Raw genomic sequence first — 24,513 nt, forward strand, 5'->3', positions numbered from 1 at the left:
CTTCCCAGAATGGAAGGGCACGTTCCAAAGTCACTTTCAAGTTTTCAGCATCTGGGATAACTGAGTCGTCAAGTGAAGCGTAACGACGGTCAGTATGAGCTGAGTGCTCATCATCACGATCCATGTTTGGAGGCAATACATCGTATGAACGACGCCAGATGTGAACTTGCTCATCACCAAATTGTTCAGCAGCTTCAGCTTTGTTTTTACCAGTCAAACCACCGTAGTGACGTTCGTTCAAACGCCATGATTTTTCAACTGGAACCCACAATTGGTCAGAAGCTTCAAGAGCCAAGTTAGTTGTTTTGATCGCACGTTTCAATACTGAAGTATAAGCTTGGTCAAATTCGATACCAGCTTCTTTGATCAATTTACCAGCGTCAATCGCTTGTTGTGTACCTTTTTCAGACAAATCAACATCAGCCCAACCAGTGAAAAGGTTAGCTTTGTTCCATTCAGACTCACCGTGGCGAGCAAAAACCAATTTTACCATTAGATGGATTCTCCTTTAAATTTTCCGAGGTTTCCCCTCGTTTATCTATTCTATTTTACACAATTTTTCACAAAAAAGCTAGTCAAAACCAAAAAGGAAAGGACTGTTTGGCAATCCTTTTCCTTATTAGTATCATACAACAACCTTATTTCTCTTCAAATCCTTCTGCGACTGCGTCCGCAAAATTTTCTTCTACGATGCTTGCACAGTGGTCACAGATAACTGCGTGGTAGCTGCGTTCTGCTGTTGTTGGGTCGATACGACGGCAACGGTCACATACTTGGCCTGCAGCACGTTCAACTGTAAAGGCTACATCTTCGAAGCTAACGGCAGATTCTGGAGCTGGTCCTTCTGCGATGGTCAAGTCTGACACGATTAAAAGTTGAGCTACATTGCTGTTTACTGCTTCGAGTAGAGTTTTCACCACTTCATTTGGATAAACTGTCAAGTGAGCTTCAAGTGATTTACCGATTACTTTTGCATTACGAGCTTCTTCCAAGGCTTTTTGAGCTTGTCCACGGAAGTCCATGAAGGCTGCCCATGTATCCAAGATTTCTTCTTGGTTAGCAAAAGTTTCTGCTTCTGGCAATTCTGACAATTGAACGAAGTCTTCAGCTTCAAACTCAAGATATGACCAGATTTCCTCCGCAGTGTGAGGAAGGATTGGTGTCAAGAGTTTGGTGATTTTCACAAGAATGTCATAGAAGACAGTCTGCATTTGATGACGTTCCAGTGATTTTGCACCTTCGATATAAACAACGTCCTTAGCAAAATCAAGGTAGAATGCTGATAAATCAACGTTGATAAAGTTCACCAAGGCCTTGTAGATTGTCAAGAATTCAAAGTTTGCATAAGCATCACGAATGGTCTTAACAAGCTGGTTAAAGCGAATCGTCATGTACTTATCAACTGAACGAAGTTCATCGTAAGCGACTGCATCTTGAGCTGGGTTAAAGTCAGAAGTATTGGCAATCAAGAAACGAAGGGTGTTACGAATCTTACGGTAAGTTTCAGAGACTTGGCTCAAGATATCCATAGAGATACGTACATCATTGCTTGAGTCTACACTTGTTACCCAAAGACGCAAGATTTCCGCACCAAATTGTTTTTCAACATCGCTTGGAGCAATGGTATTTCCAAGAGATTTAGACATCTTCTCACCTTTACCGTCAAGAGCAAAACCTTGTGACAAGATTTGTTTGTAAGGTGCTACGCCATGGTTGGCAACAGATGTGATGAGTGATGAGTTGAACCAACCACGGTACTGGTCAGAACCTTCTAGGTAAAGGTCTGCTGGGTAAGTCAACTCAGGACGGTTTACCACAACTCCATTCCATGATGAACCTGAGTCAAACCAAACGTCCATGATATCTGTTTCTTTTTTGAACTCACCATTTGGTGAACCTGGATGAGTAAATCCTTCTGGTAAGAGGTCTTTGGCATCACGTTCCCACCAAATGCTTGAACCATGTTCCTCAAAGAGTTGAGCCACGTGTTCAATCGTTTCAGCAGTCATGATCGCTGTACCATCTTCAGCGTAGAAGATAGGAAGTGGAACACCCCAAGCACGTTGACGAGAGATAACCCAGTCGCCACGGTCACGAATCATATTGTAAAGACGAACTTTACCCCATTCTGAGTGGAATTTAACTTTTTCAATTTCGTCCAAGATTTCTTGGCGGAATTTAGAAACTGAGGCAAACCATTGTGGTACTGCACGCCAGATGATTGGTTTCTTAGTACGCCAGTCAAATGGATATGAGTGAGAGATTTCTTCTTGGGCAAGAAGGAGGTTACCAAGTTTTTCAATAACAGTTGGAACTACCTTTTCATAGAATTGACCTTCAAACTCAGGACCAGCATTCTTCATCATGATACCACGTTCGTCAACAGTCACTGCGACTTCAAGACCATTAGCAATACCAACATTGTAGTCATCCTCACCAAAACCAGGTGCTGTATGGACAATACCAGTACCAGAGTCAGTTGTAACGTGGTCACCAAGGATAACCAACTCATCTACAGCTGTATCCCATGGGTGTTCTGTTACGATGTGGTTCAATTCTTGACCACGGTAAGTTGCCAACACTTGAACATCAGCCCAGCCAAATTTCTCAGACAAGCTAGCCAACAATTCTGCAGCAACCACAAACTTACGAGCTTCACCAGCAGGTTGAACCAAGACGTAATCAATATCCGCTCCAACAGTCAAACCACGAGAAGCTGTGATAGTAAATGGAGTAGTTGTCCAAACTACGATATAAGTATCTGTATCTAGAACACCTTTGCCATCTTTTACCTTATTGGCATAGTAAAGGGAAGTTGAAACCAAGTCATGGTATTCAATCTCTGCTTCAGCAAGGGCAGACTCAGATGACCATGACCAGTAAACTGGCTTGGCACCACGGTAGATATAACCTTTATTAGCCATCTCACCAAATACACGGATTTGGGCTGCTTCATAGTCAGGAGTCAAAGTCACATATGGATTTTCCCAGTCACCAGAAACACCCAAACGTTTAAAGTCTTCACGTTGTTTATCTACTTGAGAAAGAGCGTATTCACGGCAAAGTTTCAAGTACTCAACCAAGTCCATTTCTTTACGTTTGACACCTTGTTTTGCCAAAACTTGCTCGATTGGCAGACCATGAGTATCCCAACCTGGGATAAATGGTGCGTAAAAACCTGACATTGATTTTGAACGAACAATGATATCTTTTGAAATCTTGTTCATAGCGTGTCCAACGTGAATATTTCCGTTCGCGTATGGAGGGCCATCATGCAAGGTGAAATGAGGTTTTCCTTGGTTCAATTCTTGACGACGTTGATAAAGTTTTGCATCTTCCCATTCCTTTTGCCAAACTGGCTCTTTGGTAGGAAGTCCTGCACGCATTGGGAAAGCTGTTTTCCCAAGATTAAGGGTATCTTTGAGTTTCATGGTATCTCCTTTATAAATAATAACAAATTAAAAACCACGACTGCCAAAAAGGACGAAAATCGTGGTACCACCTTTATTCGGAAAAAGATTTAGTCTTTCTCCCTCTTATCCCGTAACGTGGGAAACGTCAAATCTTACTAGCTTCAGACTTGAGTTTTTGAGAGGATAATCTTATCGTTAGGGAATGCAGGACTCACACCATCTCCTGCTCGCTGGAAATATAAGGATAAGATATTGTTCTCAAATCATTTCTTATAAAATTGTAACAGATTCTTGCGGTGCCGCAAAACCTGGTTCTGAGCTTACAGCTTCAGTAGCTGGTGTTGGTCCTGAGTAATGGCTTGGAGCTACTTCTGGCTCTTCATACATTGGACCAACTGGATGAGCTGGACTTTCTTCAACAACCGGAGCTGGTGAAACCACTTGTTCCTGCTCAGCTCTTGCTTCGGCTTCTGCAAGTTCCTTATTAGCCGCTTCGATACGCGCTTGCAACTCAGCCATTTCCTCGGGAGAAAACTGGCGAGTAATATCAATTGGTTCTTCCTCTGTATGTTGTTGCAAGACAGAGTCACCTAAGACTTCGCTGACCACTTCTTTGAAAGCTTCATCACTTGTCTGAAGATAAGTCGCTGTTGGGCGAAGAATATCTTCCCAATCTGAAGATTCAACAATTGCTAACTGGCTCTCAATTGTAGATTTAAGACGTTGATGGAAGACACGACTCTTGTTCTTCAATTCTTCTGTTTCAACAGCAACTTTCTTAGCATTGTCAGTTGCTTGACGAAGAATTTCATTTGCCTTGTACTTAGCTTCTTCCAGCAAGCGTTGTGCATCTTGCTCTGCTTGGTGGATAATATTATTTGCACGTTCAGTTGCAGCATGTTTTACTCGCTCAGCTGTATCCTGTGCAATCAATACAGATTGACTCAATGAATCTTTCATCTCATCAAAGTAAGACAAACGTTCTTCCAAGCTTTTAATATGTAATGCCTTATCATGATTAGAGCGAACCAAATCTTCATAATCACGGACTACAATATCTAAAAATTCATCTACTTCTTCTTGATCAAACCCTCTAAAGCGTGTACTAAAGGTTTTATCTTTGATTTCTAACGATGTAATTGGCATATTTTTCCTCACTTACTTAATAACAATTGGACCGTTAATTTCTTTTTATCTTTTTTTGTTTGCCCATTATCTCTAACGAGTTTCAATCGACCAAATTTCCTTACACTAATCAGATCACCAACTTGAACTACATAATCTGATTTTTCAACTAAATGGTAATTCACTTGGACTGCCTGTTTTTCAATTAACTGACTTGCCTGATTTCTAGACAGCTTGAAGACACCTGCCAGAAAAACATCTAATCTAGAACTAGCAATACAAATATCTAATTCTTGATAATCTTCTACTGTAGCAATTTTCTCAGTAAAATCCCGTTCTTCTAGACGAACCGGTAAACGAGCAATTTTCGTAATGCCGTCTTGAAAAAGGAGCATAAACTGTCGATTAATGATAATCTGTGCTCTCTCTTCGTTGACTAAGATATCACCAAATAGCTTCCTATCAATTCCCAGCTGATTTAAAACAGTCCCTAATATTTTTGCATGCGTTAAGCGTTCAAACTTATTAGGATAGACAATTTCTTGCAAGGATAGTTCAAAATCAGAAAATTCCGGCTCAAAATAATCAGGATACAGGAGTACCCGTACATATTCAGTTTCAAGAAACTGCCGACTGCTCATGTAGGAGATGCCGTTGGTTGATGCTAGAACCTTTAAAATCTTTTCTTGGTGGGGATTTACAAAGGGTGTTAAAAAAGGAGAATAAGAATCTTCTACCTTTTTTATCCATTCTACTCCCTTATCAATAAAAGACGAATCATTCTTAGAAAAGTGTTGATAAATCATCTTGTTCATAGAAAGATCACTAAAAGTCGAATCAACTGCTCCCTTAGGAAGTGAACTAGTAATACCGCAATCCAGACAGACAAGTCAAGACCTGCAATCTGGAGGGGTAAACGTTGTAAGGGAGCTATTATCGGTTTCACTAAACTAATAATCAAGCGTCCAAGACGTGATTCATAAGCATTGGGAAACCAAGACATCAGAGCAAAAATGATTAAAATCAGTGAATAGATATCCACTGCATTTTGAATAAAACGAATGAGAAAGATCATTATCTCACTCTCGTACGTTTCATATCAAAGCCAAATTCACCATTTTGTGATTCATCTGGAATTTTGATGTCTTCAATATTGACGACAACATCAACTGGTGTCAGCAGGTACATAGTAGATGCTACCTTTTTCATGTTACCAGCTAAAACGTGACGCGCCCCATCCAGATAGTCCAAACAACGACGAGCTTGAACTTCTGTCATATATTGGAAATCAATCAAAATACTTTCGTTACCAGCTAATAAATCAACAATATCTGTGGCATCTTCGTATTTACGTGGATAACGAACATCAATTGTCACTTTATCAGTAGAACGTTGACTTTGCATAGCCAACTCTTGTTGACGGGCATGAAGACGGGTGATGTTTTTATCTTTAGATGGCGTGCTACCAGCTTGTTGAGGCAACTCTTGAACAGAAGGGACTGGAGTCACAATCGGCTCTTCAGCTTTAGGCTGATAAGTAGTACCAACATCTTCTCCATCTTCTGTAAAATAATCTATAAATTTATCAAATCTATCTTTTAAAGACATATTTCTTTCCTATTTAAAAAATGCTGTACCAATTCTGACAAATGTTGAGCCAAATTCAATCGCTTCCTTGTAGTCACGACTCATACCCATACTCAAGTCCGTCATTGGCATATTGGGAATTTGTTTTTCTCTAATTTCTAGTTGCAAATCCTGCGTAGCTTTAAAAATTTCTTTCAACTCATCACTACTAGCTTCAAAAGGAGCCATGGTCATCAAGCCTACATATTCAATTTTATCTAAGGTGGCCAATTCTGGCAAGAGCTCCAATAGTTCTTCCTTTGAAAAACCATGTTTGCTCTCTTCCCTTGAGATATTTACTTGTAAGAAACACTTAACAACTCGGTCACTTCTTTTTTGAATTTCCTCTGCTAGCTTTAATGAATCCAAAGCATGGAAATAATCAACATACTGAATGACATCTTTGACCTTGCGTCTTTGCAAGGTTCCAATCAAATGCCAGGTAATATTTCTATCTTTTAAAGCTTCATATTTCTCAAGAAATTTATCCACACGATTTTCACCAATATGATGCACACCTAGCGGAAGCAAAGCCTCCGCTGTCGGTACGTCTACATATTTTGTAACAGCAACAACCGAAACAGAATTGACTTCTCTTCCTGACTGCTGACTTGCATCTTTTATTTGTTGAAAAACACGTTCTGTATTTTCTTTCAAATTCATTTACTTAACGATTTTTGAAAAATGGAGGAGTGTCTAATTCATCCTCATCGTGTAAAGATGGTGCTTCGAAACGTTCAACTGGTGATACCACTGAATCAGTTGGTCGAACAATTGTCTCACGACGCAAGTCCCAATCACCAAATGCTGAAGTTTGAGAAGTTTCTGTACGGCGAGGTGCTGGACTTGGAATTTCAGCAGTTTCAGCCATATCAAAGTGACGGTTATGATTGTGTGCATAACTAGGACTTGCTTGTTCATGACGAACTGCTTGTCTTGGTGCATGACCAACAACTTTTTCAACACGATCTTGACGAACACCAGTTGCAACGACTGTAACACGGATTTCATCTTTCATATTTTCATCGATTGATGTTCCGAGCCAGATGTTCACTCCTTGACCAGCTGCTTGATTAACAATTTCTGATGCTTCTTCTGCCTCAATCAAGGTTAAATCAAGACCCCCAGTAACGTTGACGATAACATCCTCAGCACCGTCAATAGTTGTTTCAAGAAGTGGTGAGTAGATTGCCTTACGAGCTGCTTCGACCACACGTTCTTCACCACTACCGATACCGATACCCATTAGGGCGTTCCCTTTATTTGCCATAACTGTTTTCACATCGGCAAAGTCAAGGTTAATCAAACCAGGGTTTGTAATCAAGTCCGTAATCCCTTGAACACCTTGGCGAAGTACGTTATCTGCTTCGCTAAGAGCTTCAAGAAGTGGAGTTTTCTTATCAACAATTTCAAGCAAGTTGTTGTTTGAAATAATCAATAAAGTATCTACATGTTCGCGAAGCTGATTGATTCCTTCTACAGCGTACTGTCCACGTTTGCTTCCTTCAAAACCGAAAGGACGTGTCACAACACCAACTGTAAGAGCACCTAGATCTTTAGCAATGCGGGCAATAACAGGAGCTGCACCAGTACCTGAGCCACCCCCCATACCTGCAGTAATGAAGACCATATCTGCTCCACTAATAGCTTGAGTCAAGGCTTCTTCGCTTTCTTCTGCAGCTTTTTGACCAACTTCAGGTCGACCGCCAGCACCCAAACCACGAGTCAATTTAGGGCCTAACTGAATTACAGTCTCAGCTTTTGTACTACTCAAAGCTTGTACATCTGTGTTTGCTGCGATAAATTCTACGCCTGCAACACCTTCGTCAACCATGCGGTTAATGGCGTTACCACCACCTCCACCAACACCGATTACTTTAATCACTGCACCTTGAGCAGCCGCTGTATCAAATGAAAATGTCATAGTTTATTTTTCCTCTTTTATTCATCAAACATACTTCCAATTAAACCACGGAAGCGATCTGCGATTTTTGGTTTATTTTGAGAAGATACTTTATCTTCTTTCGGAGCAACTACGTTTGTAGAAGCTGATTGCTCTACCTCAGTATTTTGAACTGGTTGAATAGGGGTCGGTTGTGCTACCTGCGTAACACGTTGAATCATCCCACCAAAATTAATTGGTTGGTGACGCAAAGTATCCTCACCCTTAACTGCTCGTTGTGCTAATAAATGCACCTCAGTCAATTGACCAGCAAATTCAGACAAGCTAATCACATGAGCAAAGGCAGGGTTACGGATTCCAACTTGATTTGGAACGTAAAGTTTGACACCAACGCCAAATACTTCCTGTGCAAGTTCTACAACACCTGGTAAAATAGCATTTCCACCAATCAGAACAATCCCACCTGGAAGATCCAACAAATGTCTTCTTTCCAACTCTTGTTTGATTTGTTCGAAAATGTGTTTAATACGAGCTGAAATAATCTCTGCTAGGTAGCTTTCTGTAACTTCTACAGGCTCTACTTCACCAATCACTTCAACTTGGAAGGTTTCATTGCTTGCAAGTGAAGGGTAGGCTTCACCATAGTTCAATTTCAATCCTTCAGCTAGTTTTTGTGAAGTCTTCAAGACTTTAGAGATATCTTTTGTGACATAATCTCCACCTTCTTGAAGAATATTTGTAAACTGGAGTTCTTGGTTACGGATTGTAGCAACAGTTGTTTGACCTGCTCCCATATCAATCACAGTAGCTCCAAATTCACGCTCTCCTTCGTTCAAGACTGAACGAACCAAAGCCAATGGTGAAATAATAATATTTTCAACTTGAACACCTGAGCGCTCAACTGTCTTGCGTAAATTGTGAAGAATAGTACGTGGACCTGTGTAAAGTAAACCACGCATTTCAAGACGAACACCCATCATGCCACGCGGGTCACGAATACCTTGGAAACCATCTACGATAAATTCTTCTGGAATGAAAGTAATGACTTCACGATCTGGTGTCATACTCTTCGTCAAGGCTGATTTGACAACATTCTCAACATCTTGATCTGTAATTTCTTTTGTATCAGATGTAACTGGAATCATTCCTTGAGTTGGTTCTACTTGCAAAAGATTTCCAGGCAAACCAACATTCACTGATTTGATTGAAATGCCAGCTTTCTCTTCTGCTTGGGAAATAGCTGACTTGATAGCAGTTGCTGCTGCTTCAATATCAACGATAATCCCATCCTTTACACCTTTACTCTTGGCATTACTTACACCAATTACATTAAGTTCACCATTTCTAAGCTCGGCAACCAATACTTTAATCGAATTAGTTCCGATATCTAAGCCTGTAAAAAAACCATCTCTAGCCATTACATCGCATCCTCTCTCTTCCAAGTTTCAAACTTCTATTCAATATAGCTAAAATAGGGCATAGCTATTCACAGAATATTATAACACAAAAAATCCAATCGTGCTTAGTTTTTCCTAAATTTACTTACCATTTTTTCACATTCGCTCATCATATTTTTGTATTTTCCAAACAAGTTATAAAAAATCAGATTTATGAAAAAAAGAAAGCTTAAAATCAAGCTTTCTTTGCAATCATTTTTTCTGCTTCTTGTTCTAAAAATTGTTCTAAGATTTTCTTAGTCAAAGTTATTGCAGCAGACAAGGCTATAGAAACAATCAAATAATTAGCTACTAAGCCGTGATCTCCAACCAATGGCGGTTTTGTCAAGAATCCGTAATCTCCACCTGTTACTAAATTAACCACAAAAATCAAGGCATTTAGTGCAAAGGTCATGAGAAAAATTCCCTTCACATCCAGCAATCGCGCATTATACTGTCTCAATAGATAAACTAGAGAGTTCCCCAAGAGTGCTAAGTGGCCAAAGATAAAGGATAAAATCGCAATATGTGGGAAAGGATAGGCATCTGGAACTGGATAAACAAAGGCCGCTAATGTCCCAAATGTTCCTAGTAATGCAAAATACTGCCGATATTTGGACTGACCAGGAAGCAAAAGCACCACAAACATAGCCATACGACAATGGTAAAAAGGTAAGCTTTCTGACAGGGGCATATGATTGACCCAGTACCAACCATAAAGGAGGATCAGCTGAACGGCCTGCAAGATTTGGAAAAATCGTTGGCAAACCTTCTTTTCACGATAACGATAGGCTGTATAAAAGGTCAAAGCTAAAAGCGTAAATAGGCTAACATACCAAAAAAGGTCAAATTTAGGTGGTTCTGTTGCTTGGGTCGTAAAGAAAATATCCCATAAATTCATCTAGTCTTCCTCATGATTCAAAATTTTCCTGCATTTTATTATACCATGCTATTTGTCAAAAATGGATTTAGAAATACGATAATCATCTTCTTAATCAAGATATTGCTCCCTCTGACCTTGATAAACCTGCCAAAGAATCTCGATTTGCTCCTTGGTAATGCGTTTTTCAGATAAATTCGGCAGTTGGTCAATTGCAAAAAATTGAAGGGCAGCGATTTCTTGATTTTCTTGGAATTGTCCATCGAGAAGCTTACATTCAAAAACAAACTTTGCATATTGTTTGCTCTGTAGTTGGAAACGATTGGTATCAAAAACAGCTAGCAGTCTTTCAACTTTGGCTTTAAAACCGGTTTCTTCTTCAATTTCCTTGAGAATATTTTCAGTTGGAGAATAGCCGACTTCACCAAAGCCACCTGGCAAAGCCCAACTATCCTCTCCTTGTCCCCTAACCAGACAAATCTTCTCATCCTCAACAATCCAAGCACGGACGTCCATTAAGGGAGTCGCATAAGCTGAAGTTGGTTTCAAGACTTCTGCCACTTCGTCTGCATCAAGGTCTGATACCTGATTCAACATTTCAGATAACAGACTTCGCAAGTCTTCGTAGCGCTCACGGTCAAAAGGATCCTTTGTAAAGGTTAGTCCAGTATCTGTAAGAGCAATCATTCTTTGAAGATACTTAGCAAAATCACTTGTCTTCATTTTCTAAACTTTCTACCAACTTAGCTAGATTCATAGAGTTAGAGCCTTTGAGTAGGATTTGGTCATTGACTCCAAGGCTTTCTTTGACCTGCTTGACTAGGTCTTCAAATTGGTCTTGGTCTTCTGTTTTCTTGAAGTAGTAAACGTGGCCAATTGGGAACATTTGACTGGCCAATTGGGCTAATTCAGCAATGTCTTCTCCATAGAAAATAACGGTATCAAGCACATCTGGAGAAAGGCTCAAAATCATCTGATTATGAAGCTGAATAGACTGGTCCCCAAGCTCCTTCATATCCGCCAACACTGCAATTTTCTTGCCACCTTCATTGGCTGGAATGGCAGAGAAAGTCTCTAAAATCAGCTTCATAGCAGTTGGATTGGCATTGTAAACATCTGACAGGATATCTGCTCCATTGGTTGCTTTCTTCCACTCGGTACGGTTACGCGTCAATTCAAGATCTCGAAAAGCCTGACGAATCTGCTCCTCTGAAACTCCTTCTTGTAGGGCAACATAGGACGCAATCATAGCATTGGTGGCATTGTACTTACCAGTCACTGGCAAATCAAGTTCTTGTTCCAAGAAATTAGCCTTAAAGGTCAAACTATCCTTACGCTCAACCAAGTCGGTAATTTCCAAGTCAGCTCCTTGCCCAAAACGGACCACCTTTTTATCAGCTGGTAAGTAGTCCTCTACAATCGGATCTGCTGGTGCCAAGAGCAAGGAATTCGAAGACATCCCGTCTGCAATTTGCATTTTTCCTTTAGCAATCTCAGAACGGTCTTTGAAAAAGGCCAAATGGGCTTCTCCAACCAAGGTCACGATGGCTGTTTTTGGACGAGCCAATTCTGACAAGAGATGGATATCGCCCAAGTGATCCTGCCCCATCTCCAAGACCAACTTTTCTGTTCCTTCAGGCATATGGAGAACTGTGTAAGGAAGACCAATCTCATTATTGTAGTTGCCTTGTGTTTTGTAGGTTTTGTAGGTTGTTGATAGCAAGTGTGCCAACATATCCTTGGTCGTTGTCTTACCATTTGAACCCGTAACCGCAAAGACATCAACAGTCGTTTTTTCGAGATAGTAGGCTGCTAGTTGCTGAAAGGCAGTCAGAACATCATCTACTAGAATATAGGGATGATTTGCAACCTCTTTCTCAGACAGGGTTACAGCAGCGCCATTTTCAAAAGCTGTTTCGATAAAGTCATGACCGTCACGCGCACCTTTGAGGGGGACAAATAAATCTCCTGCCGCAATCAAACGACTATCAAACTCAGCATTTTCCAACTGAGCATCATCAAAGATGCTGACATCATTTTTAGCTCCGACAACTTGGGCAACTTCATGGATTGTTAATTTCATTTCTACTCCTTTAAAAAGGGTCGAAGCCCGAGAACTCTAGTCACCTTGCAGTGATGGTTCTGGCTCCTACCCTCTCTTTCATTTTTATAGCAAATGTGCTTCGCGCTTGTCAAAACTTTCCTTAGCAAGTTCAACCAAACGCTCGATTAGTTCTGGGTAGCTGATTCCCATATTGTCCCAAAGTAGTGGGTACATAGACCACTGGGTGAAACCTGGCATGGTATTGAGCTCGTTTAGGAAAATCTCTCCCTTGTCTGTATAGAAGAAATCGCAACGAGAGAGACCGAGGCCACCAATGGCACGGAAGGCAGTTTCTGCATTTTGACGCATGACAGCTACCACATCATCACTGATTTTAGCTGGGATATCCATGGTAATCTTGTTGTCAATATACTTGGCATCGTAGTCATAAAAGGCAACATCCTTGACTACTTCTCCTGGTAGCGTACTCTTGACATCGTAGTTGCCCAAGAGACCAACCTCGATTTCACGAGCATTTACCCCTTGCTCTACCAAGACACGGCTGTCATATTGGAAGGCAAGTTTCAAAGCTTGACGGAGTTCCTCTTGATTTTCAGACTTAGAAATACCGACACTTGACCCCATGTTTGATGGTTTTGTGAAGACTGGATAAGTCAATTTTTCTTCAACTTCGGTGATTTTAGAAGTCACATCATCGCCTTCAACGATGGCCACATAAGAAACTTGGGCAATCCCGACAGATTCTAAGACACGCTTGGTCGTGATTTTATCCATGGCAAGACTAGATGACAAGATGTTACAACCAACATAAGGCATTTTCAAAACTTCCAAGAATCCTTGAACTGAGCCATCTTCTCCCATCGGACCATGAAGAACCGGAAAGACCACTGCACCATCTTCGTAGATGGCACTTGGTGCAACTTGCTTATCCCAATCAATGGTTTCATTGGTCATAAGACGATTCTCTTGACCTGGAGTCTGGCTAAATTCTTGCGTTTTAATAAAGTCACCTGACTGGCTGATGAAGAAAGTCTTGACTGTGAAACGGTCGTAGTTGACCGCACGCATGACACTTTCCGCTGAAAGAACAGAGACTTCACGCTCTGCACTACGTCCACCGTATAAAAGAATAATCGTTTGTTTCATATTATTTGTTCCAATTCTAATAGAATACTCGTTCTTTAGTATATCATATTTGCTTCTTTTTTGAAACTTGAACCTGATACTGGTCTTCAATAAATCTAAAAAGAGACCGATAAAACAACTGTCGGCCTCCTTGATTTTTTGTATAAATGAATTGAGTGTGTTAATTTGTCTAGACTTACAACTCTGTTCGATTTTCAATAGCTCGTAAGAGTGTCACTTCATCCGCATACTCAATGTCCGCTCCGACAGCGAGACCTCGTGCTAGACGCGTAACCTTGATACCAGTCGGCTTGAGCAAACGAGAAAGATACATGGATGTCGCTTCACCATCTGCTGTAGCATTGGTCGCCACAATCACTTCTGAAACTTCACTATCCATAAGACGAGTCATAAGGCTCTTGAGATTGATATCGTCCGGACTGATACCATTCATGGGAGAAATAAGACCATGTAAGACATGATAGAGCCCATGGTATTCTTGGATATTCTCCATGGTTGCCACATCGCGACTATCTTCGAGAACTAAAATCGTTGTCTGGTCACGAGTCGGATCGGTACAGATAGAGCAAGGATCGTCATCAGTCAGGCGACCGCAGATGGAACAGTAGGTCAGCTCTCTCTTCGCAGAAAGGAGATTTTTAGCAAATTCATTGACATCGTCATCAGACATTCCAATAGTATAGAAGGCCAGACGTGTAGCCGTCTTAATCCCGATACCCGGTAACTTCGAATAACTGTCAATTAGCTTAGCAATAGGTGTTGGATAAAGCATATGTTCCTTTCTAATTCATTGGATGATGTTGGTTATAGAGGTTGATAATATCGCGCGCAATGGAAGGTCCGACACCATTTGTAAGGTTGGTGTTATGAGGGAAGACAACAGCTACAGCGATTTGAGGATTATCTGATGGTGCATAGGCCACAGCATTAGTATTGTTAGCTTTTTGACCTCCCGCAACATAACTTTCGGCAGTACCTGTTTTTCCACTAATGGATACCGCTGCGCCATTTGAAAAGGCACGACCGGTTGTCAAAGCACTACCACCATGTGACACTTGATAAAATCCTTGTTGGAGGATGGAAACATCAGACTCAGAAATATTAATTTTATTCATTTCCTTAGTTTCAACAGATTGGATTAAGTTCCCTAAGCCACCTTGTTCGTTGTTTCCATAAATCCCCTCGACAATGTGAGGTGCAATCCGAACACCGTTGTTGGCAATAGTTCCAACGTACTGGGCCAATTGCATTGGGGTGTAGTTATCAAACTGACCAAATGCATTGGTAATGTAATTAGCGAAATTATACTCTTTTGGTATAAAACCAGTTGACTCATCTGGAAGGTCAATGCCTGTTGAAGCTCCAAGACCATATTCAGCAAATGTCGAACGAAGTTTCCCCATGGCGGATTCTAAATTGTTAGTTAAAACAAACATATTGGGTTGATAGGTCTGACCCATAATGCCCAAAGCCGTTTGAACCATGTAGGTATTAGAAGAATACTCCAAGGCTTCCACAGCTGTAATCGGGAATGAACCGTAGGCTTGAGTATACCAAGAATTAATCGGAGCTGAACCTTGGAAGACAATCGGTTGGTCTGTCAAGGTCTGGTTCCCTGACAAGACTCCATTTTCCCAACCTGAGCTGATGGTCGCCGCCTTGACAACAGAACCCGGGACAAAGACATCGGTTACTGTTCCCAAGGAATCAGGTGTTAAATCTCCCGTTTTCAAGTCATGTTTGAGTCCTGACATAGACAAAACCGCACCTGTTTTTGGGTTCAAAGCAACTGCATACACACCTTCTGAATACTTGGCTCCTCCATTTCCCAGTTCGGAATTGAAATAACTCTTAAGCAGATTGTCCACGCTATCTTGGAAGGCCAAATCAATAGTCAGTTTAATATTATTCCCTTTGGTACCATCTTCGATATTTTCGACACTTTCCATATTGCCATACTTGTCTAGATGGATTTCTTTCACCGAGCGTTTTCCTTGCAAGGTTTCTTCATATTGTTTTTCTAGATAAGAAGTCCCAACACGGTCATTTAGAGAATAACCCTTTTTGATATAAGCATCTGCTTCTTCAGCTGGTAGACCAGCTTTTTCACTGGATACACTTCCTACTATAGACGCAAGTGAAGTCTCTAGGACCTTTCGATCCCACGAAGTTGAAATACTGATACCAGGTAAATTCTTAGAGGCCGAAGCTATCAAAGCAATCTGAGTATCTGTCAAGGAATCTGTCGCAATGGTTCCTGTCGCAAAATTTTCAACTGCATTAAGTTGGCTAAAGAGGTAAATTTCTTTCTTTTCGTCATCAGAGTAGGTCAATTGACTTGGATCGATACTTTCAACAGTATTATTGTAAAGCTCGGATTCAGATAATTGATTGCCATCAGAATCAAGGCGCTTCTCACGTGGTAAACTTTCCACTGCTTTCTTATAGACATCTTGATCTGCTAGATAATAGTCTGCTAACTGTCGGTCAGTCAATGTTGGAGAAGAAACTTCCACATAAGCCAGCAACTTCTTGGCTGTTTCTTTTAAATCTGCAGCCGTCATTTTGTTGTTTCGAGTAAAGGAAACAACTTGTTTCACAGTATTTTCAACCAAAGGCTTGCCACTTGCATCATAAATTTCGCCTCGAGCTGAACTAGTGGTCACCTTTGTTTTACTAGCCGATGCTAGTTTTGTCTCATAAAAATCCTTATTCAAAACCTGCATATAAAGTAGGCGACCAATAATGGCCATAAAGAGCAAAATAACAATTGAAAACAATAAATTAAGCCGAATCGGAATCGAATGGCTATCAAATTTTCTCATACAAGTCAGTCTCATTTCTATTTATAAATCTTACTCTTCATTGTACCATAATTTAAGAAGAAATTTTGGAAAAGAAGGGTGCTTTTTTAATTTAGTTTCTGATGGTTTTTTTATTTAAACATAACTATTTTATATGATATAATATTTACAAAAGCTACAAAAAATAATTATCGATTAATAGCTAGACTCAAATAAAGGAGTATCATGAACCCGCAAGATATCGCAAGCATTATTGATCTTCATTTTGAAGAGTTAACAGATCTAGAGCAAGAAATCGCTCGCTATTTTTTACAATCTGAAACCATTGTAGATGATTTATCATCCCAGCAGGTCACTCAAAAATTACATATTTCTCAGGCTGCTCTGACCCGCTTTGCTAAAAAGTGTGGTTTTACAGGTTATCGAGAATTTATTTTCCAATACCAACACCAAGCAGATAATCAAGCTAGCCAACATCCCGACCACAGCCCCCTGACAAAACGAGTTCTTAGAAGCTACAGTAATATGCGAGAACAAACACAGGACTTGATTGACGAAAAACAACTAGAACGAATCGCCCAGTTAATCGAAGGTGCTGATCGTGTCTACTTCTTCGGAACTGGCAGTTCTGGCCTCGTCGCTCGTGAAATGAAATTACGCTTCATGCGTCTGGGTGTGGTATGCGAGGCCTTGACTGATCAAGACGGCTTTGCTTGGACAACCAGCATTATGGATGAAAATTGTCTCGTACTCGGTTTCTCACTTTCTGGCTCAACTCCTTCTATTTTAGACAGTTTATTAGACGCTAAGGAGATGGGCGCAAAGACTGTACTCTTTACAAGCGTTCCAAATAAAGATAGTCAGGCCTATACAGAGACTGTTCTTGTAGCCACCCACAGCCAACCCTCCTACATCCAACGAATATCCGCTCAACTTCCTATGCTCTTCTTTATCGATTTGATTTATGCCTATTTTTTGGAAATCAATCGTGAAAGCAAGGAGAAAATCTTTAATAGCTATTGGGAAAATAAAAAACTCAATGGCTATCGTAGACAAAAACGCGTCAGAAAATCCTAGTTTGGTTCAACCAAACTAGGATTTTTATTCATCACCAAACATCCCTCTTCTAGATTATGAATTAGTCGTATCTTGACTTAGTCTTAAATAATTTCATATAATCACTTTTTGAAGGGAGTAAATAAGCAAGTCTGACAGTATCCTCAACAATTGTATATAATACGATGTAATCCTTACTCAAGGTCAATCCTCGCGTTTGGTAGTGAGGATCTAATTTCTTACCAAATTTTCCATCGGCATCAAATCCAGCTTGGGGGAAAATTTCCAGCCGATTAATATCCTTTCTAATATTCGCTACTTTTCGTCTCGTAGCCTCTACAGAACCGATTTCCTCCGCTATATACTGATATATTTTATCCAGACTATCAATCACTCTAGGAGAATACAAAATCCTATATCTTTTATAATTCATAGCGTGTCACGACATCCTCATCTGTCAAGTAATTTCCAGCCTCAATCTTGGCATAACTTTCTTGAACTTCTGCTTGTAATTGTCTAAACAAATACTCCTTCTCCAATTCCTCTTCACTCAGTAAATCTACTTCATTTGTTATGGCAACATTCTTTAAAAATAATCTTAGTGCTGAAGAAAGAGAGAGATTTTTTTCTTTTAACACTTCCATGGCATCATTTACTAATTCTCTATTAGCTTGGAAGGTCACAACTTTACTTGAATTCGCTATAGCCATTTTATATAATTCCTTTATATATTTTGTTTATTATCTCACAATTATAAAGAAAGTCAAGAGGATTTGATTAGAAAGATGCTGGAAAAAAATTTTTGTATCACATAACTAATATAAAAACTAACTTCTAAAGAAAGCCAAATGATATTCTCCATTCAATTTAACTGCTACTTTCTCATGGATAGACTGATTTTTTAAAGAACAAATTTCTCCATATTTCCAACTTTCGTGCTCCCCTGATAATCTAGTGACTGACTTCACTTGATTATCTAAGTTAGCAACTGTAGCACTAAGCTCTTCTTCTGGAATAATTTCTTCAGTAATTGTAAATGATTGTTCCCCTATCTTCAACTCTCTGGCTTCTTGCTCATTGATAGCAAATCCTCCTACTAAGCGAACATTAAATAAGTCAGAAACTTTTAGTAGTTCTTCTTTAGAAATATTATCAAGTAGTCTACATTTATAGAAAGTACTATCAATTTTTATGGCAAATTCTCTATTCTTGGTCTGATATAAGTCACCAATCTCCAATAAATCATTCTTTATTTCATTATTGGAATCATCGTAAGATATTTCATAAATATCATAATGATTGCTTACTTTACTTTCAATATCTTCATATAAAATTAATTGATTAGTTACACCATAATGCTCGCCTTTATAATCAAATTGATTATAACTTGAGTCGAGAAATTTAACATCATACTTCTCATATGTACATCCGGTCAATCCAAGTAAACTTAAGAAAAAAATTACGGAAAGATAGATCTTTTTGAATTTCATAGTTCTCCTCCTAATTTTCTATAGCTAAATTATCAAAAATCAATAACGCCTCTCTCCAATATGTCTTTACAGACTTATTTTGGATATGAAGTAAAGTCAAAACAATTTCCAAACTTCCATCTAAAAATTTAATCTTCCTTCATTTCAATCATAGTATATAATTAAACACCTTTTCTGCTCACAACTACTAAATTAGTAACAAACAATAATACAACATAAAAAATTAAAGCCAATAAATTAGTTGTGCTTCTAAAATTATTTTCTAAAATTATATTAACTGGTAAAATTACTGGAATCCAAAAAATATTAAGAAAAACTTTATTTGTTGCAAATAATATAAATAAACTTTCTACAACAGCAATAAGTAAATTGCCACCTTTCGCAATAAACAATGTCAATAGCATGTGGAAATGATTTAGCAATATTAGTAATAACCAACTAACTATTCCTACGTAAAAATAATATGAAAAGTGTTCTAACTCTATACCTACAACTACCCATAAAGGAATAGTAAGTAAAGATAATAGTAAATCTAAAACAAAAATTTTCGCTCCCCATATACTGGCTGTATTTCTCGAGCCTTTAATATTCTGATAATTATTAGCATTGATTTCTTGTTCAGATACTAATAAAGTGATTATCGTAGTTATCATACAATAGCCTAACATGGGTAAAAAGATAATATTTTCCAATACAATTGTGTTATTTACAGATAATATGTAAATTGGAATTGTCAATAGTTGTATAGTAGACAAAATCAAAATAATGTATAGTTGATACGAACCTTTAAATTTAATCATTTCACTTTTTAGCAATTGGATCATTACTTAACCTCCAATTTAACATTAACAAAGAAACAATAAATAGAATCAATGATAGAAATACGGTAAATACTACCATTTTAACGTCTGTTACATGATTTGTTAAATCTAAATCTCCTGACGGTTTTATATACATAAGACTATAAGCAATTTTATAATGATATGTAAAAGGAAAGAAGAACCAAAAGCTACTTTGAGCGATAAAAGGTGCAACCAAAAAACAAATCAAGGAGTTAATAGATACTAAGATATAGGGGTTGATCCGTTTCGAAAATAGATACAAGAGTGGCAATACCCATATGGATGTTATCGAAATAAGTACTAAACAAATTAAGTCACCAATTATATTCAATGATATTAAGTCGCCATACAAAAAATTACTTGTAAATAATAATATAGCTAAAAACCATACGTTCGAAATGAGTAAATCTTTTAATTTTAAAAGTATCTTTACGATATATATTTTTATGCTATCATTTCGAAAGTATATATTCTGGAAGTTTCCTGCAGCTTCTTCTGCTTTATAATCATATAAAAATAACAATCCAATAAGCGTGTACAAAAAGACGGCTTCCCACCAATATATTGAAAAACTTTCTAGAATACTCGGTCCAACAAGTAATACAGCTATTAAAATCGACAATCCAGGAGCTATTATCAAGAATTTTTTGGATGTATTTTTTCGCTGTTTTAACCATTCTGATTTAAATATTTTTATCATATTGCGTCACCTCCATGAACAATTCTTATAAATAAAGATTCTAAATCATCACTTTGAACATTCGAACCATCGTAAAAAATTTGACCATCATGTAAAATAACAACTTTATCTGCCACTTTACTAACTTCATACAGTTGATGGCTAGATAAAAGAATTGTCATTCCTGATTTCTTTAAAGAAATCATTAAATTCAACAATTCCTTTATACCATCTGGATCCAATCCATTGGTAGGTTCATCTAAAATGAGCAAATCTGGACTAGTAATTATTGCCATACCTAATCCCAAACGTTGTTTCATACCTAAAGAAAAGCTCCCTGCTTTTTTCTTTCCCGTATTAGATAGCCCAATCAAGTTTAATACTTCATTAATTCGTTCGTCAGAAATGTCATATAACAATGCTCTTGTTTTTAAGTTATCATAAGCAGATAAGTTCATGTAGATAGCTGGAGTTTCAATAAGCGCTCCAATCTCATATATACCCGCATTTTTTTTCCCATTAAAAATAACCGTACCACTATCAGCATTTTCAAGACCAAAAATAATCTTCATAATTGTTGATTTTCCTGCACCATTAATACCTAATAATCCACAAATACTCCCCTCTTTTATTTCAAAAGAAATATTTTTCAGTACTTCTCTATCCTTATATGATTTTCTAAGTTTTTGAACTTGTATATTCATAACTATAATTCCTCCTTGTTTTATACTTGTATGTTATACTTTATTTTTCAAAATTTGTTCAGAATTTCCAATTTTACAAAATTAAAAAAATAGACAGTCCTCAATTTAGAAAACCATCTATTTTTATACATAACTATTATATGGAAGCTATCTAATATATCCTTACAGAATTATTTTTTAATAAGCAACGTCACTTGAGCGCCACCTCTATCTGGATTTGATAAAAACAATTCTCCTAAATGTCTAGTTGCAACTTGTTTAGCAAATGCTAACCCTAAACCATAGTGCTTATTATTCCTACCTTTATTCTCAGTATAAAATAACTTATCTGCATTTAATAAGGACTGTTCAGTAAAAGGCAGACCATTATTCCACACTACAAAATTAATATACTCTGTTTCCTCAATGATAGTAAGCGTAACTTTTTTTTCTCCAGAACTATATCTTGCTGCATTTGCTAAAATGTTAATTAATGCCCGATTTAAATTAAAGCGATTTCCCTTAAAAAATATTAATTTTGTAGTATTAATAATTTTGAAATCAACCTTTGCATTATTCATTACAGATTTCGCTTCTACTGACAGCTCACTTAAAAATTCGGATAAATGTATCTGTTCTCCATAATCTTTATCTTCAATTAGTAATCTTGAATAATCAATCATTGAACTAAAGTATCTTTCAAAAACTACTATACTGTTATTCATTGACTGAGTGTATTCCTTCTGTTGAACAGTCAAGTTAGTTAATTCAAGCAACTCTAAATTTCCCTTTAGTACTGTTAAAGGAGTTTTTACATCATGAGCTAATGCACCAACTTGAAAAGATAAATCTTCCTTCTCCCTTCTCTCTGATTTGAGTAAATTAGTTAACTCGTCGTCCTTTTGATATAATACAGAAAGAATTTCATCGAACTCTTGTATTTGAGCAGGAATGTTTTTATCTTTAAATGTTAACTGTCCCATGTTTAAAGTCTTTTTTTGTATGAGGAGAAAATTATTTGAAAATTCTTTTATTAATCTTGTAAGTGACCAAATGAGTAAAATTGTTTCGATAACGAAGAAAAATAAATAAGAAAATAGATTAAATGAAAAGTGACGCAAATTCGGATTAACAAACTCAGGTATCATGGGTTGCCTGACAGTAAGTACAATCTCTGAATTAGCGTAATACCCATAATACACTGCATCATTACTTATGGATTCATTTTTAGCAAAAACTTCTCGATAGGCTGGCAAATCCTTTTTTTGATAGTTACCCTCTTCAATTGTACCCGTCTTGCGATTAAATACAACATAGTCAAATATAGAGTTATTCATTGCTTGGACTACATCACTTAAATTGCTGCTATCACTCACTGAAATTTCCATTTTAGAGCCGTATACATTTAATTGTCCAGTAAAAACAAGTAAATAAGTAAATATAAAAAATAAAAGTATACTCAGTAACGTACCTGTTACTAGTTCTAAAACAGTCCTTATTATGCGCCCTCTAATTGTACTCTTCTTACTCATGCCACTTGTATCCCATACCTCTAACTGTTTTTATAGGATTAATTCCATACGATGAGAATTTTAATCTTATTTGATAGATATACTCAGATATTGAACGAAAGAGGGTTTCAGCATCATCATCATAAACATTTTCATATATATCTTGTACAGTAAAAATTTTTCTTGGATTGCTAGATAATAGCTCTATGATATCATATTCCCTACTTGTAAAAGCAAGACTATCTCCATTAATACAAACAATTTTTTCTTGTAAATAAATCGTTATTGGGGATAATTCTCGAACAATTTGATTACTTAATTCACCTTGTTTGTATCGTTCTTCTCGTTTGAGATTTGCAGCAACTTTGGCAATTAATTGATTGATGCTGAAAGGTTTTGTAATATAGTCATCTCCTCCTAAATTCAACCCTGATACTATATCATCTTCGGTATCTTTTGCACTAACAAAAATAATAGGAGATCTTACTTTATTTCTAATCTGCTTACAAATTTGCATACCATCTATATTAGGCATCATTACATCTAATAAAATCAAATCAAATCCTTTGAAATTATTAATATTGATTGGTACGGTGACTTCTTGATACGTCGTTACCTGATAGTTTTTCATCTCTAAAATAGTTCGCATCAGTTTCAAAATTTCAAAATCGTCATCTACAACTAATATCTTATACATTCTATCACCTCAAAAAATTTTAGAGAACTATCTGCAAAGCTCCGTATTCTTGACAAAGAATAGTTTCAATGCATCAATTTGTAATTGTTCTTTATTTTTTAAATTAAATTTTTAGAAACTAGTACAAATCTATTTTACACTATCTTGAACAAAATTCGTAATATTTAATAATCTAATTTGAGTGCCGTCAATGTCATTTCTTATACAGCAGGAATATCCATAACTTTCCCATCTATATGTGAATAATCCTTCCCCTTAAGTTCTCCAAGGTAATGTTCCAATGATTCTTGATTATTTACCATAACCTACTGAAGAAACAATTATTGAACCTTGACATTTGAGATTATATCAGAGAAAATTCAGATTTTATTCAGAGAAAAAATCATCTTTACACTACTAGTGAAATTCAAATTTAAGAAAGAATCAATTTCTAAAATTTTTCATGTCCTAAAAAGCGGAATAAATTTTGAACTTGTTAAGACTATTTTCTATTCTTTCTTCCACTTATATCCTATCCAGCATGCTAAAGCAAGTAAAACTAAATTAAAGATGATAAAGAAAGTCGTAAAACTAAATAATCCATTTTGAGCTAGATCTGCCGTGTAAAGTTCAGTCTATATAAAGAGAAGATAAATTCCATAGCCTTCCACGAAAATAAGAAAACTGACAAAACCAATCAGGAAAAGTCCACTGGCAATAAGAAAGAGTCTCCATAAAAGAATGAGAATTCCTACTACTGCTAAAAAAATTACTTGGATAAGGAGTAAATTATTCATGACTTGTTCCTTCCTAACCAATCAACTGACGATAATGGGTGGTAAGAGAGGAATCAAATTCCTCTAGCTTTTGAACTAAGTCCAAATACTCCTCTTTCTCATGATATTCAAAGTCCACACCTCGATGATTCTGAAGCGCGATTTCCAATTGACTAGTGAGTTCTCGTTTGGAAAAACTGTAATCCCCCGTCACTTCCTCATAATGTACCTTTAGCTCCTTGTAGGCTTGGTATTCTTCAGGTGTTTGAAATACCTGTACTAAGGCCTCTTCTAATTGATAATTTGACCTTCTTTCTATAAAACTAGGTCAAGCATACCGGATAAATCTTGGAGCTTTTATCACAAGAAAAAGACTCCGAAGAGTCTTCGCATTACTTATGC

General features: G+C 37.5%; 25 protein-coding genes and 1 pseudogene. 1 reads left to right on the forward strand and 25 read right to left on the reverse strand.

The annotated features are described in order from the left end of the window. The 15 genes from RYK12_RS08885 to pbp2b all read right to left on the reverse strand — a co-directional run. Nucleotides 1–493: 2,3-bisphosphoglycerate-dependent phosphoglycerate mutase (locus RYK12_RS08885; protein ID WP_314848527.1), on the reverse strand; the 493-nt coding region annotated here is incomplete at its 3' end. Nucleotides 494–638: 145 nt separating this feature from the next. Continuing rightward, the gene (ileS, locus tag RYK12_RS08890) at nucleotides 639–3,431 is read right to left on the reverse strand and encodes an isoleucine--tRNA ligase (RefSeq protein ID WP_045611167.1); all 2,793 of its coding nucleotides are present in this window, start codon (nucleotides 3,429–3,431) and stop codon (nucleotides 639–641) included. Nucleotides 3,432–3,683: 252 nt separating this feature from the next. Continuing rightward, nucleotides 3,684–4,559 (reverse strand): DivIVA domain-containing protein, encoded by an 876-nt coding sequence (locus tag RYK12_RS08895; protein WP_125442937.1) that lies wholly within the window; start codon nucleotides 4,557–4,559, stop codon nucleotides 3,684–3,686. A gap of 8 nt (nucleotides 4,560–4,567) precedes the next feature. Continuing rightward, nucleotides 4,568–5,353 (reverse strand): RNA-binding protein, encoded by a 786-nt coding sequence (locus RYK12_RS08900; RefSeq protein WP_261188074.1) that lies wholly within the window; start codon nucleotides 5,351–5,353, stop codon nucleotides 4,568–4,570. Further along, nucleotides 5,350–5,613, reverse strand: coding sequence for a YggT family protein (locus RYK12_RS08905; protein ID WP_314848531.1), 264 nt, complete (start codon nucleotides 5,611–5,613; stop codon nucleotides 5,350–5,352). Before RYK12_RS08905 ends, RYK12_RS08900 begins: the two co-directional genes overlap by 4 nt. Next, entirely contained in the window at nucleotides 5,613–6,146 is a 534-nt protein-coding gene (locus RYK12_RS08910) for a cell division protein SepF (RefSeq protein WP_000053357.1), read from the reverse strand. The genes RYK12_RS08905 and RYK12_RS08910 overlap by 1 nt, the downstream gene beginning before the upstream one ends. Nucleotides 6,147–6,155: 9 nt before the next feature. Next, on the reverse strand, nucleotides 6,156–6,827 hold the full coding sequence (locus tag RYK12_RS08915) for a YggS family pyridoxal phosphate-dependent enzyme (protein ID WP_042750722.1): 672 nt from the start codon (nucleotides 6,825–6,827) through the stop codon (nucleotides 6,156–6,158). Between the two features lie 4 nt (nucleotides 6,828–6,831). Continuing rightward, entirely contained in the window at nucleotides 6,832–8,088 is a 1,257-nt protein-coding gene (gene ftsZ / locus RYK12_RS08920; protein ID WP_045611161.1) for a cell division protein FtsZ, read from the reverse strand. A 17-nt stretch (nucleotides 8,089–8,105) separates the two neighbouring features. After that, nucleotides 8,106–9,485 carry a cell division protein FtsA gene (gene ftsA / locus RYK12_RS08925; protein ID WP_140224369.1) on the reverse strand — a complete coding sequence of 460 codons (1,380 nt, stop codon included), beginning with the start codon at nucleotides 9,483–9,485 and terminating at the stop codon, nucleotides 8,106–8,108. A 214-nt stretch (nucleotides 9,486–9,699) separates the two neighbouring features. Further along, nucleotides 9,700–10,404, reverse strand: a complete 705-nt coding sequence (locus RYK12_RS08930) for a TIGR02206 family membrane protein (protein ID WP_084930425.1) — start codon at nucleotides 10,402–10,404, stop codon at nucleotides 9,700–9,702. A 90-nt stretch (nucleotides 10,405–10,494) separates the two neighbouring features. Then, on the reverse strand, nucleotides 10,495–11,106 hold the full coding sequence (locus RYK12_RS08935) for an NUDIX hydrolase (protein ID WP_261103830.1): 612 nt from the start codon (nucleotides 11,104–11,106) through the stop codon (nucleotides 10,495–10,497). Then, entirely contained in the window at nucleotides 11,093–12,466 is a 1,374-nt protein-coding gene (gene murF / locus RYK12_RS08940) for a UDP-N-acetylmuramoyl-tripeptide--D-alanyl-D-alanine ligase (protein WP_314848537.1), read from the reverse strand. The genes RYK12_RS08935 and murF overlap by 14 nt, the downstream gene beginning before the upstream one ends. 84 nt (nucleotides 12,467–12,550) lie before the next feature. After that, nucleotides 12,551–13,594 (reverse strand): D-alanine--D-alanine ligase, encoded by a 1,044-nt coding sequence (locus RYK12_RS08945; protein WP_314848539.1) that lies wholly within the window; start codon nucleotides 13,592–13,594, stop codon nucleotides 12,551–12,553. Between the two features lie 175 nt (nucleotides 13,595–13,769). Next, nucleotides 13,770–14,366, reverse strand: coding sequence for a recombination mediator RecR (gene recR, locus RYK12_RS08950; protein ID WP_314848541.1), 597 nt, complete (start codon nucleotides 14,364–14,366; stop codon nucleotides 13,770–13,772). A gap of 10 nt (nucleotides 14,367–14,376) precedes the next feature. Continuing rightward, complete coding sequence (pbp2b, locus tag RYK12_RS08955) at nucleotides 14,377–16,434, reverse strand: penicillin-binding protein PBP2B (protein ID WP_314848543.1); 2,058 nt, start codon at nucleotides 16,432–16,434, stop codon at nucleotides 14,377–14,379. A 189-nt stretch (nucleotides 16,435–16,623) separates the two neighbouring features. Between pbp2b and RYK12_RS08960 the strand changes: the two genes are divergently transcribed. After that, nucleotides 16,624–17,475, forward strand: a complete 852-nt coding sequence (locus RYK12_RS08960; RefSeq protein WP_314848545.1) for a MurR/RpiR family transcriptional regulator — start codon at nucleotides 16,624–16,626, stop codon at nucleotides 17,473–17,475. Between the two features lie 61 nt (nucleotides 17,476–17,536). Here RYK12_RS08960 and RYK12_RS08965 read toward each other — a convergent pair whose 3' ends face one another. The 10 genes and pseudogenes from RYK12_RS08965 to RYK12_RS09010 form a co-directional block, all read right to left on the reverse strand. Further along, on the reverse strand, nucleotides 17,537–17,887 hold the full coding sequence (locus tag RYK12_RS08965) for a type II toxin-antitoxin system RelE/ParE family toxin (RefSeq protein WP_314848547.1): 351 nt from the start codon (nucleotides 17,885–17,887) through the stop codon (nucleotides 17,537–17,539). Next, nucleotides 17,877–18,164 carry a hypothetical protein gene (locus RYK12_RS08970; RefSeq protein WP_314848549.1) on the reverse strand — a complete coding sequence of 96 codons (288 nt, stop codon included), beginning with the start codon at nucleotides 18,162–18,164 and terminating at the stop codon, nucleotides 17,877–17,879. The genes RYK12_RS08965 and RYK12_RS08970 overlap by 11 nt, the downstream gene beginning before the upstream one ends. Nucleotides 18,165–18,281: 117 nt before the next feature. Then, the gene (locus RYK12_RS08975; RefSeq protein WP_314848551.1) at nucleotides 18,282–18,944 is read right to left on the reverse strand and encodes a NisI/SpaI family lantibiotic immunity lipoprotein; all 663 of its coding nucleotides are present in this window, start codon (nucleotides 18,942–18,944) and stop codon (nucleotides 18,282–18,284) included. 161 nt (nucleotides 18,945–19,105) lie between these two features. Next, nucleotides 19,106–19,768: an ABC transporter permease gene (locus RYK12_RS08980; protein ID WP_314848553.1), complete on the reverse strand. Its 663-nt coding sequence runs from the start codon at nucleotides 19,766–19,768 to the stop codon at nucleotides 19,106–19,108. Further along, a complete protein-coding gene (locus tag RYK12_RS08985) occupies nucleotides 19,746–20,486 on the reverse strand; it encodes a hypothetical protein (protein ID WP_000590350.1) in 741 nt (246 codons plus the stop codon). Before RYK12_RS08985 ends, RYK12_RS08980 begins: the two co-directional genes overlap by 23 nt. After that, nucleotides 20,483–21,169 carry an ABC transporter ATP-binding protein gene (locus RYK12_RS08990; protein WP_001025883.1) on the reverse strand — a complete coding sequence of 229 codons (687 nt, stop codon included), beginning with the start codon at nucleotides 21,167–21,169 and terminating at the stop codon, nucleotides 20,483–20,485. The genes RYK12_RS08985 and RYK12_RS08990 overlap by 4 nt, the downstream gene beginning before the upstream one ends. Nucleotides 21,170–21,339: 170 nt before the next feature. After that, complete coding sequence (locus RYK12_RS08995; RefSeq protein ID WP_049502161.1) at nucleotides 21,340–22,680, reverse strand: sensor histidine kinase; 1,341 nt, start codon at nucleotides 22,678–22,680, stop codon at nucleotides 21,340–21,342. Next, complete coding sequence (locus tag RYK12_RS09000) at nucleotides 22,673–23,356, reverse strand: response regulator transcription factor (protein ID WP_000276746.1); 684 nt, start codon at nucleotides 23,354–23,356, stop codon at nucleotides 22,673–22,675. Before RYK12_RS09000 ends, RYK12_RS08995 begins: the two co-directional genes overlap by 8 nt. A 488-nt stretch (nucleotides 23,357–23,844) precedes the next feature. After that, nucleotides 23,845–24,132: pseudogene (locus RYK12_RS09005) on the reverse strand (DUF5966 family protein). 13 nt (nucleotides 24,133–24,145) lie between these two features. Then, nucleotides 24,146–24,430: a DUF5962 family protein gene (locus tag RYK12_RS09010; RefSeq protein WP_261239848.1), complete on the reverse strand. Its 285-nt coding sequence runs from the start codon at nucleotides 24,428–24,430 to the stop codon at nucleotides 24,146–24,148. Nucleotides 24,431–24,513 lie beyond the last annotated feature (83 nt).

Origin of the sequence: uncultured Streptococcus sp., from assembly GCF_963518475.1 — a bacterium.
Classification (GTDB): Bacteria; Bacillota; Bacilli; order Lactobacillales; family Streptococcaceae; genus Streptococcus.

Excerpts from the sequence above, each read along its gene's own strand:
- RYK12_RS08930 (WP_084930425.1), bottom strand. The coding sequence starts at position 10,404 with ATGAATTTATGGGATATTTTCTTTACGACCCAAGCAACAGAACCACCT.
- RYK12_RS08910 (WP_000053357.1), bottom strand. The coding sequence starts at position 6,146 with ATGTCTTTAAAAGATAGATTTGATAAATTTATAGATTATTTTACAGAA.
- RYK12_RS08995 (WP_049502161.1), bottom strand. The coding sequence starts at position 22,680 with ATGAGTAAGAAGAGTACAATTAGAGGGCGCATAATAAGGACTGTTTTA.
- ftsZ (WP_045611161.1), bottom strand. The coding sequence starts at position 8,088 with ATGACATTTTCATTTGATACAGCGGCTGCTCAAGGTGCAGTGATTAAA.
- RYK12_RS08905 (WP_314848531.1), bottom strand. The coding sequence starts at position 5,613 with ATGATCTTTCTCATTCGTTTTATTCAAAATGCAGTGGATATCTATTCA.
- pbp2b (WP_314848543.1), bottom strand. The coding sequence starts at position 16,434 with ATGAGACTGACTTGTATGAGAAAATTTGATAGCCATTCGATTCCGATT.
- ftsA (WP_140224369.1), bottom strand. The coding sequence starts at position 9,485 with ATGGCTAGAGATGGTTTTTTTACAGGCTTAGATATCGGAACTAATTCG.
- RYK12_RS08915 (WP_042750722.1), bottom strand. The coding sequence starts at position 6,827 with ATGAATTTGAAAGAAAATACAGAACGTGTTTTTCAACAAATAAAAGAT.
- recR (WP_314848541.1), bottom strand. The coding sequence starts at position 14,366 with ATGCTTTATCCAACACCTATTGCTAAGCTAATTGACAGTTATTCGAAG.
- RYK12_RS08980 (WP_314848553.1), bottom strand. The coding sequence starts at position 19,768 with ATGATCCAATTGCTAAAAAGTGAAATGATTAAATTTAAAGGTTCGTAT.
- murF (WP_314848537.1), bottom strand. The coding sequence starts at position 12,466 with ATGAAATTAACAATCCATGAAGTTGCCCAAGTTGTCGGAGCTAAAAAT.
- RYK12_RS08975 (WP_314848551.1), bottom strand. The coding sequence starts at position 18,944 with ATGAAATTCAAAAAGATCTATCTTTCCGTAATTTTTTTCTTAAGTTTA.
- RYK12_RS08935 (WP_261103830.1), bottom strand. The coding sequence starts at position 11,106 with ATGAAGACAAGTGATTTTGCTAAGTATCTTCAAAGAATGATTGCTCTT.
- ileS (WP_045611167.1), bottom strand. The coding sequence starts at position 3,431 with ATGAAACTCAAAGATACCCTTAATCTTGGGAAAACAGCTTTCCCAATG.
- RYK12_RS08985 (WP_000590350.1), bottom strand. The coding sequence starts at position 20,486 with ATGATAAAAATATTTAAATCAGAATGGTTAAAACAGCGAAAAAATACA.
- RYK12_RS08895 (WP_125442937.1), bottom strand. The coding sequence starts at position 4,559 with ATGCCAATTACATCGTTAGAAATCAAAGATAAAACCTTTAGTACACGC.
- RYK12_RS08900 (WP_261188074.1), bottom strand. The coding sequence starts at position 5,353 with ATGAACAAGATGATTTATCAACACTTTTCTAAGAATGATTCGTCTTTT.
- RYK12_RS08965 (WP_314848547.1), bottom strand. The coding sequence starts at position 17,887 with ATGAATTATAAAAGATATAGGATTTTGTATTCTCCTAGAGTGATTGAT.
- RYK12_RS08970 (WP_314848549.1), bottom strand. The coding sequence starts at position 18,164 with ATGGCTATAGCGAATTCAAGTAAAGTTGTGACCTTCCAAGCTAATAGA.
- RYK12_RS08945 (WP_314848539.1), bottom strand. The coding sequence starts at position 13,594 with ATGAAACAAACGATTATTCTTTTATACGGTGGACGTAGTGCAGAGCGT.
- RYK12_RS09000 (WP_000276746.1), bottom strand. The coding sequence starts at position 23,356 with ATGTATAAGATATTAGTTGTAGATGACGATTTTGAAATTTTGAAACTG.
- RYK12_RS08960 (WP_314848545.1), top strand. The coding sequence starts at position 16,624 with ATGAACCCGCAAGATATCGCAAGCATTATTGATCTTCATTTTGAAGAG.
- RYK12_RS08990 (WP_001025883.1), bottom strand. The coding sequence starts at position 21,169 with ATGAATATACAAGTTCAAAAACTTAGAAAATCATATAAGGATAGAGAA.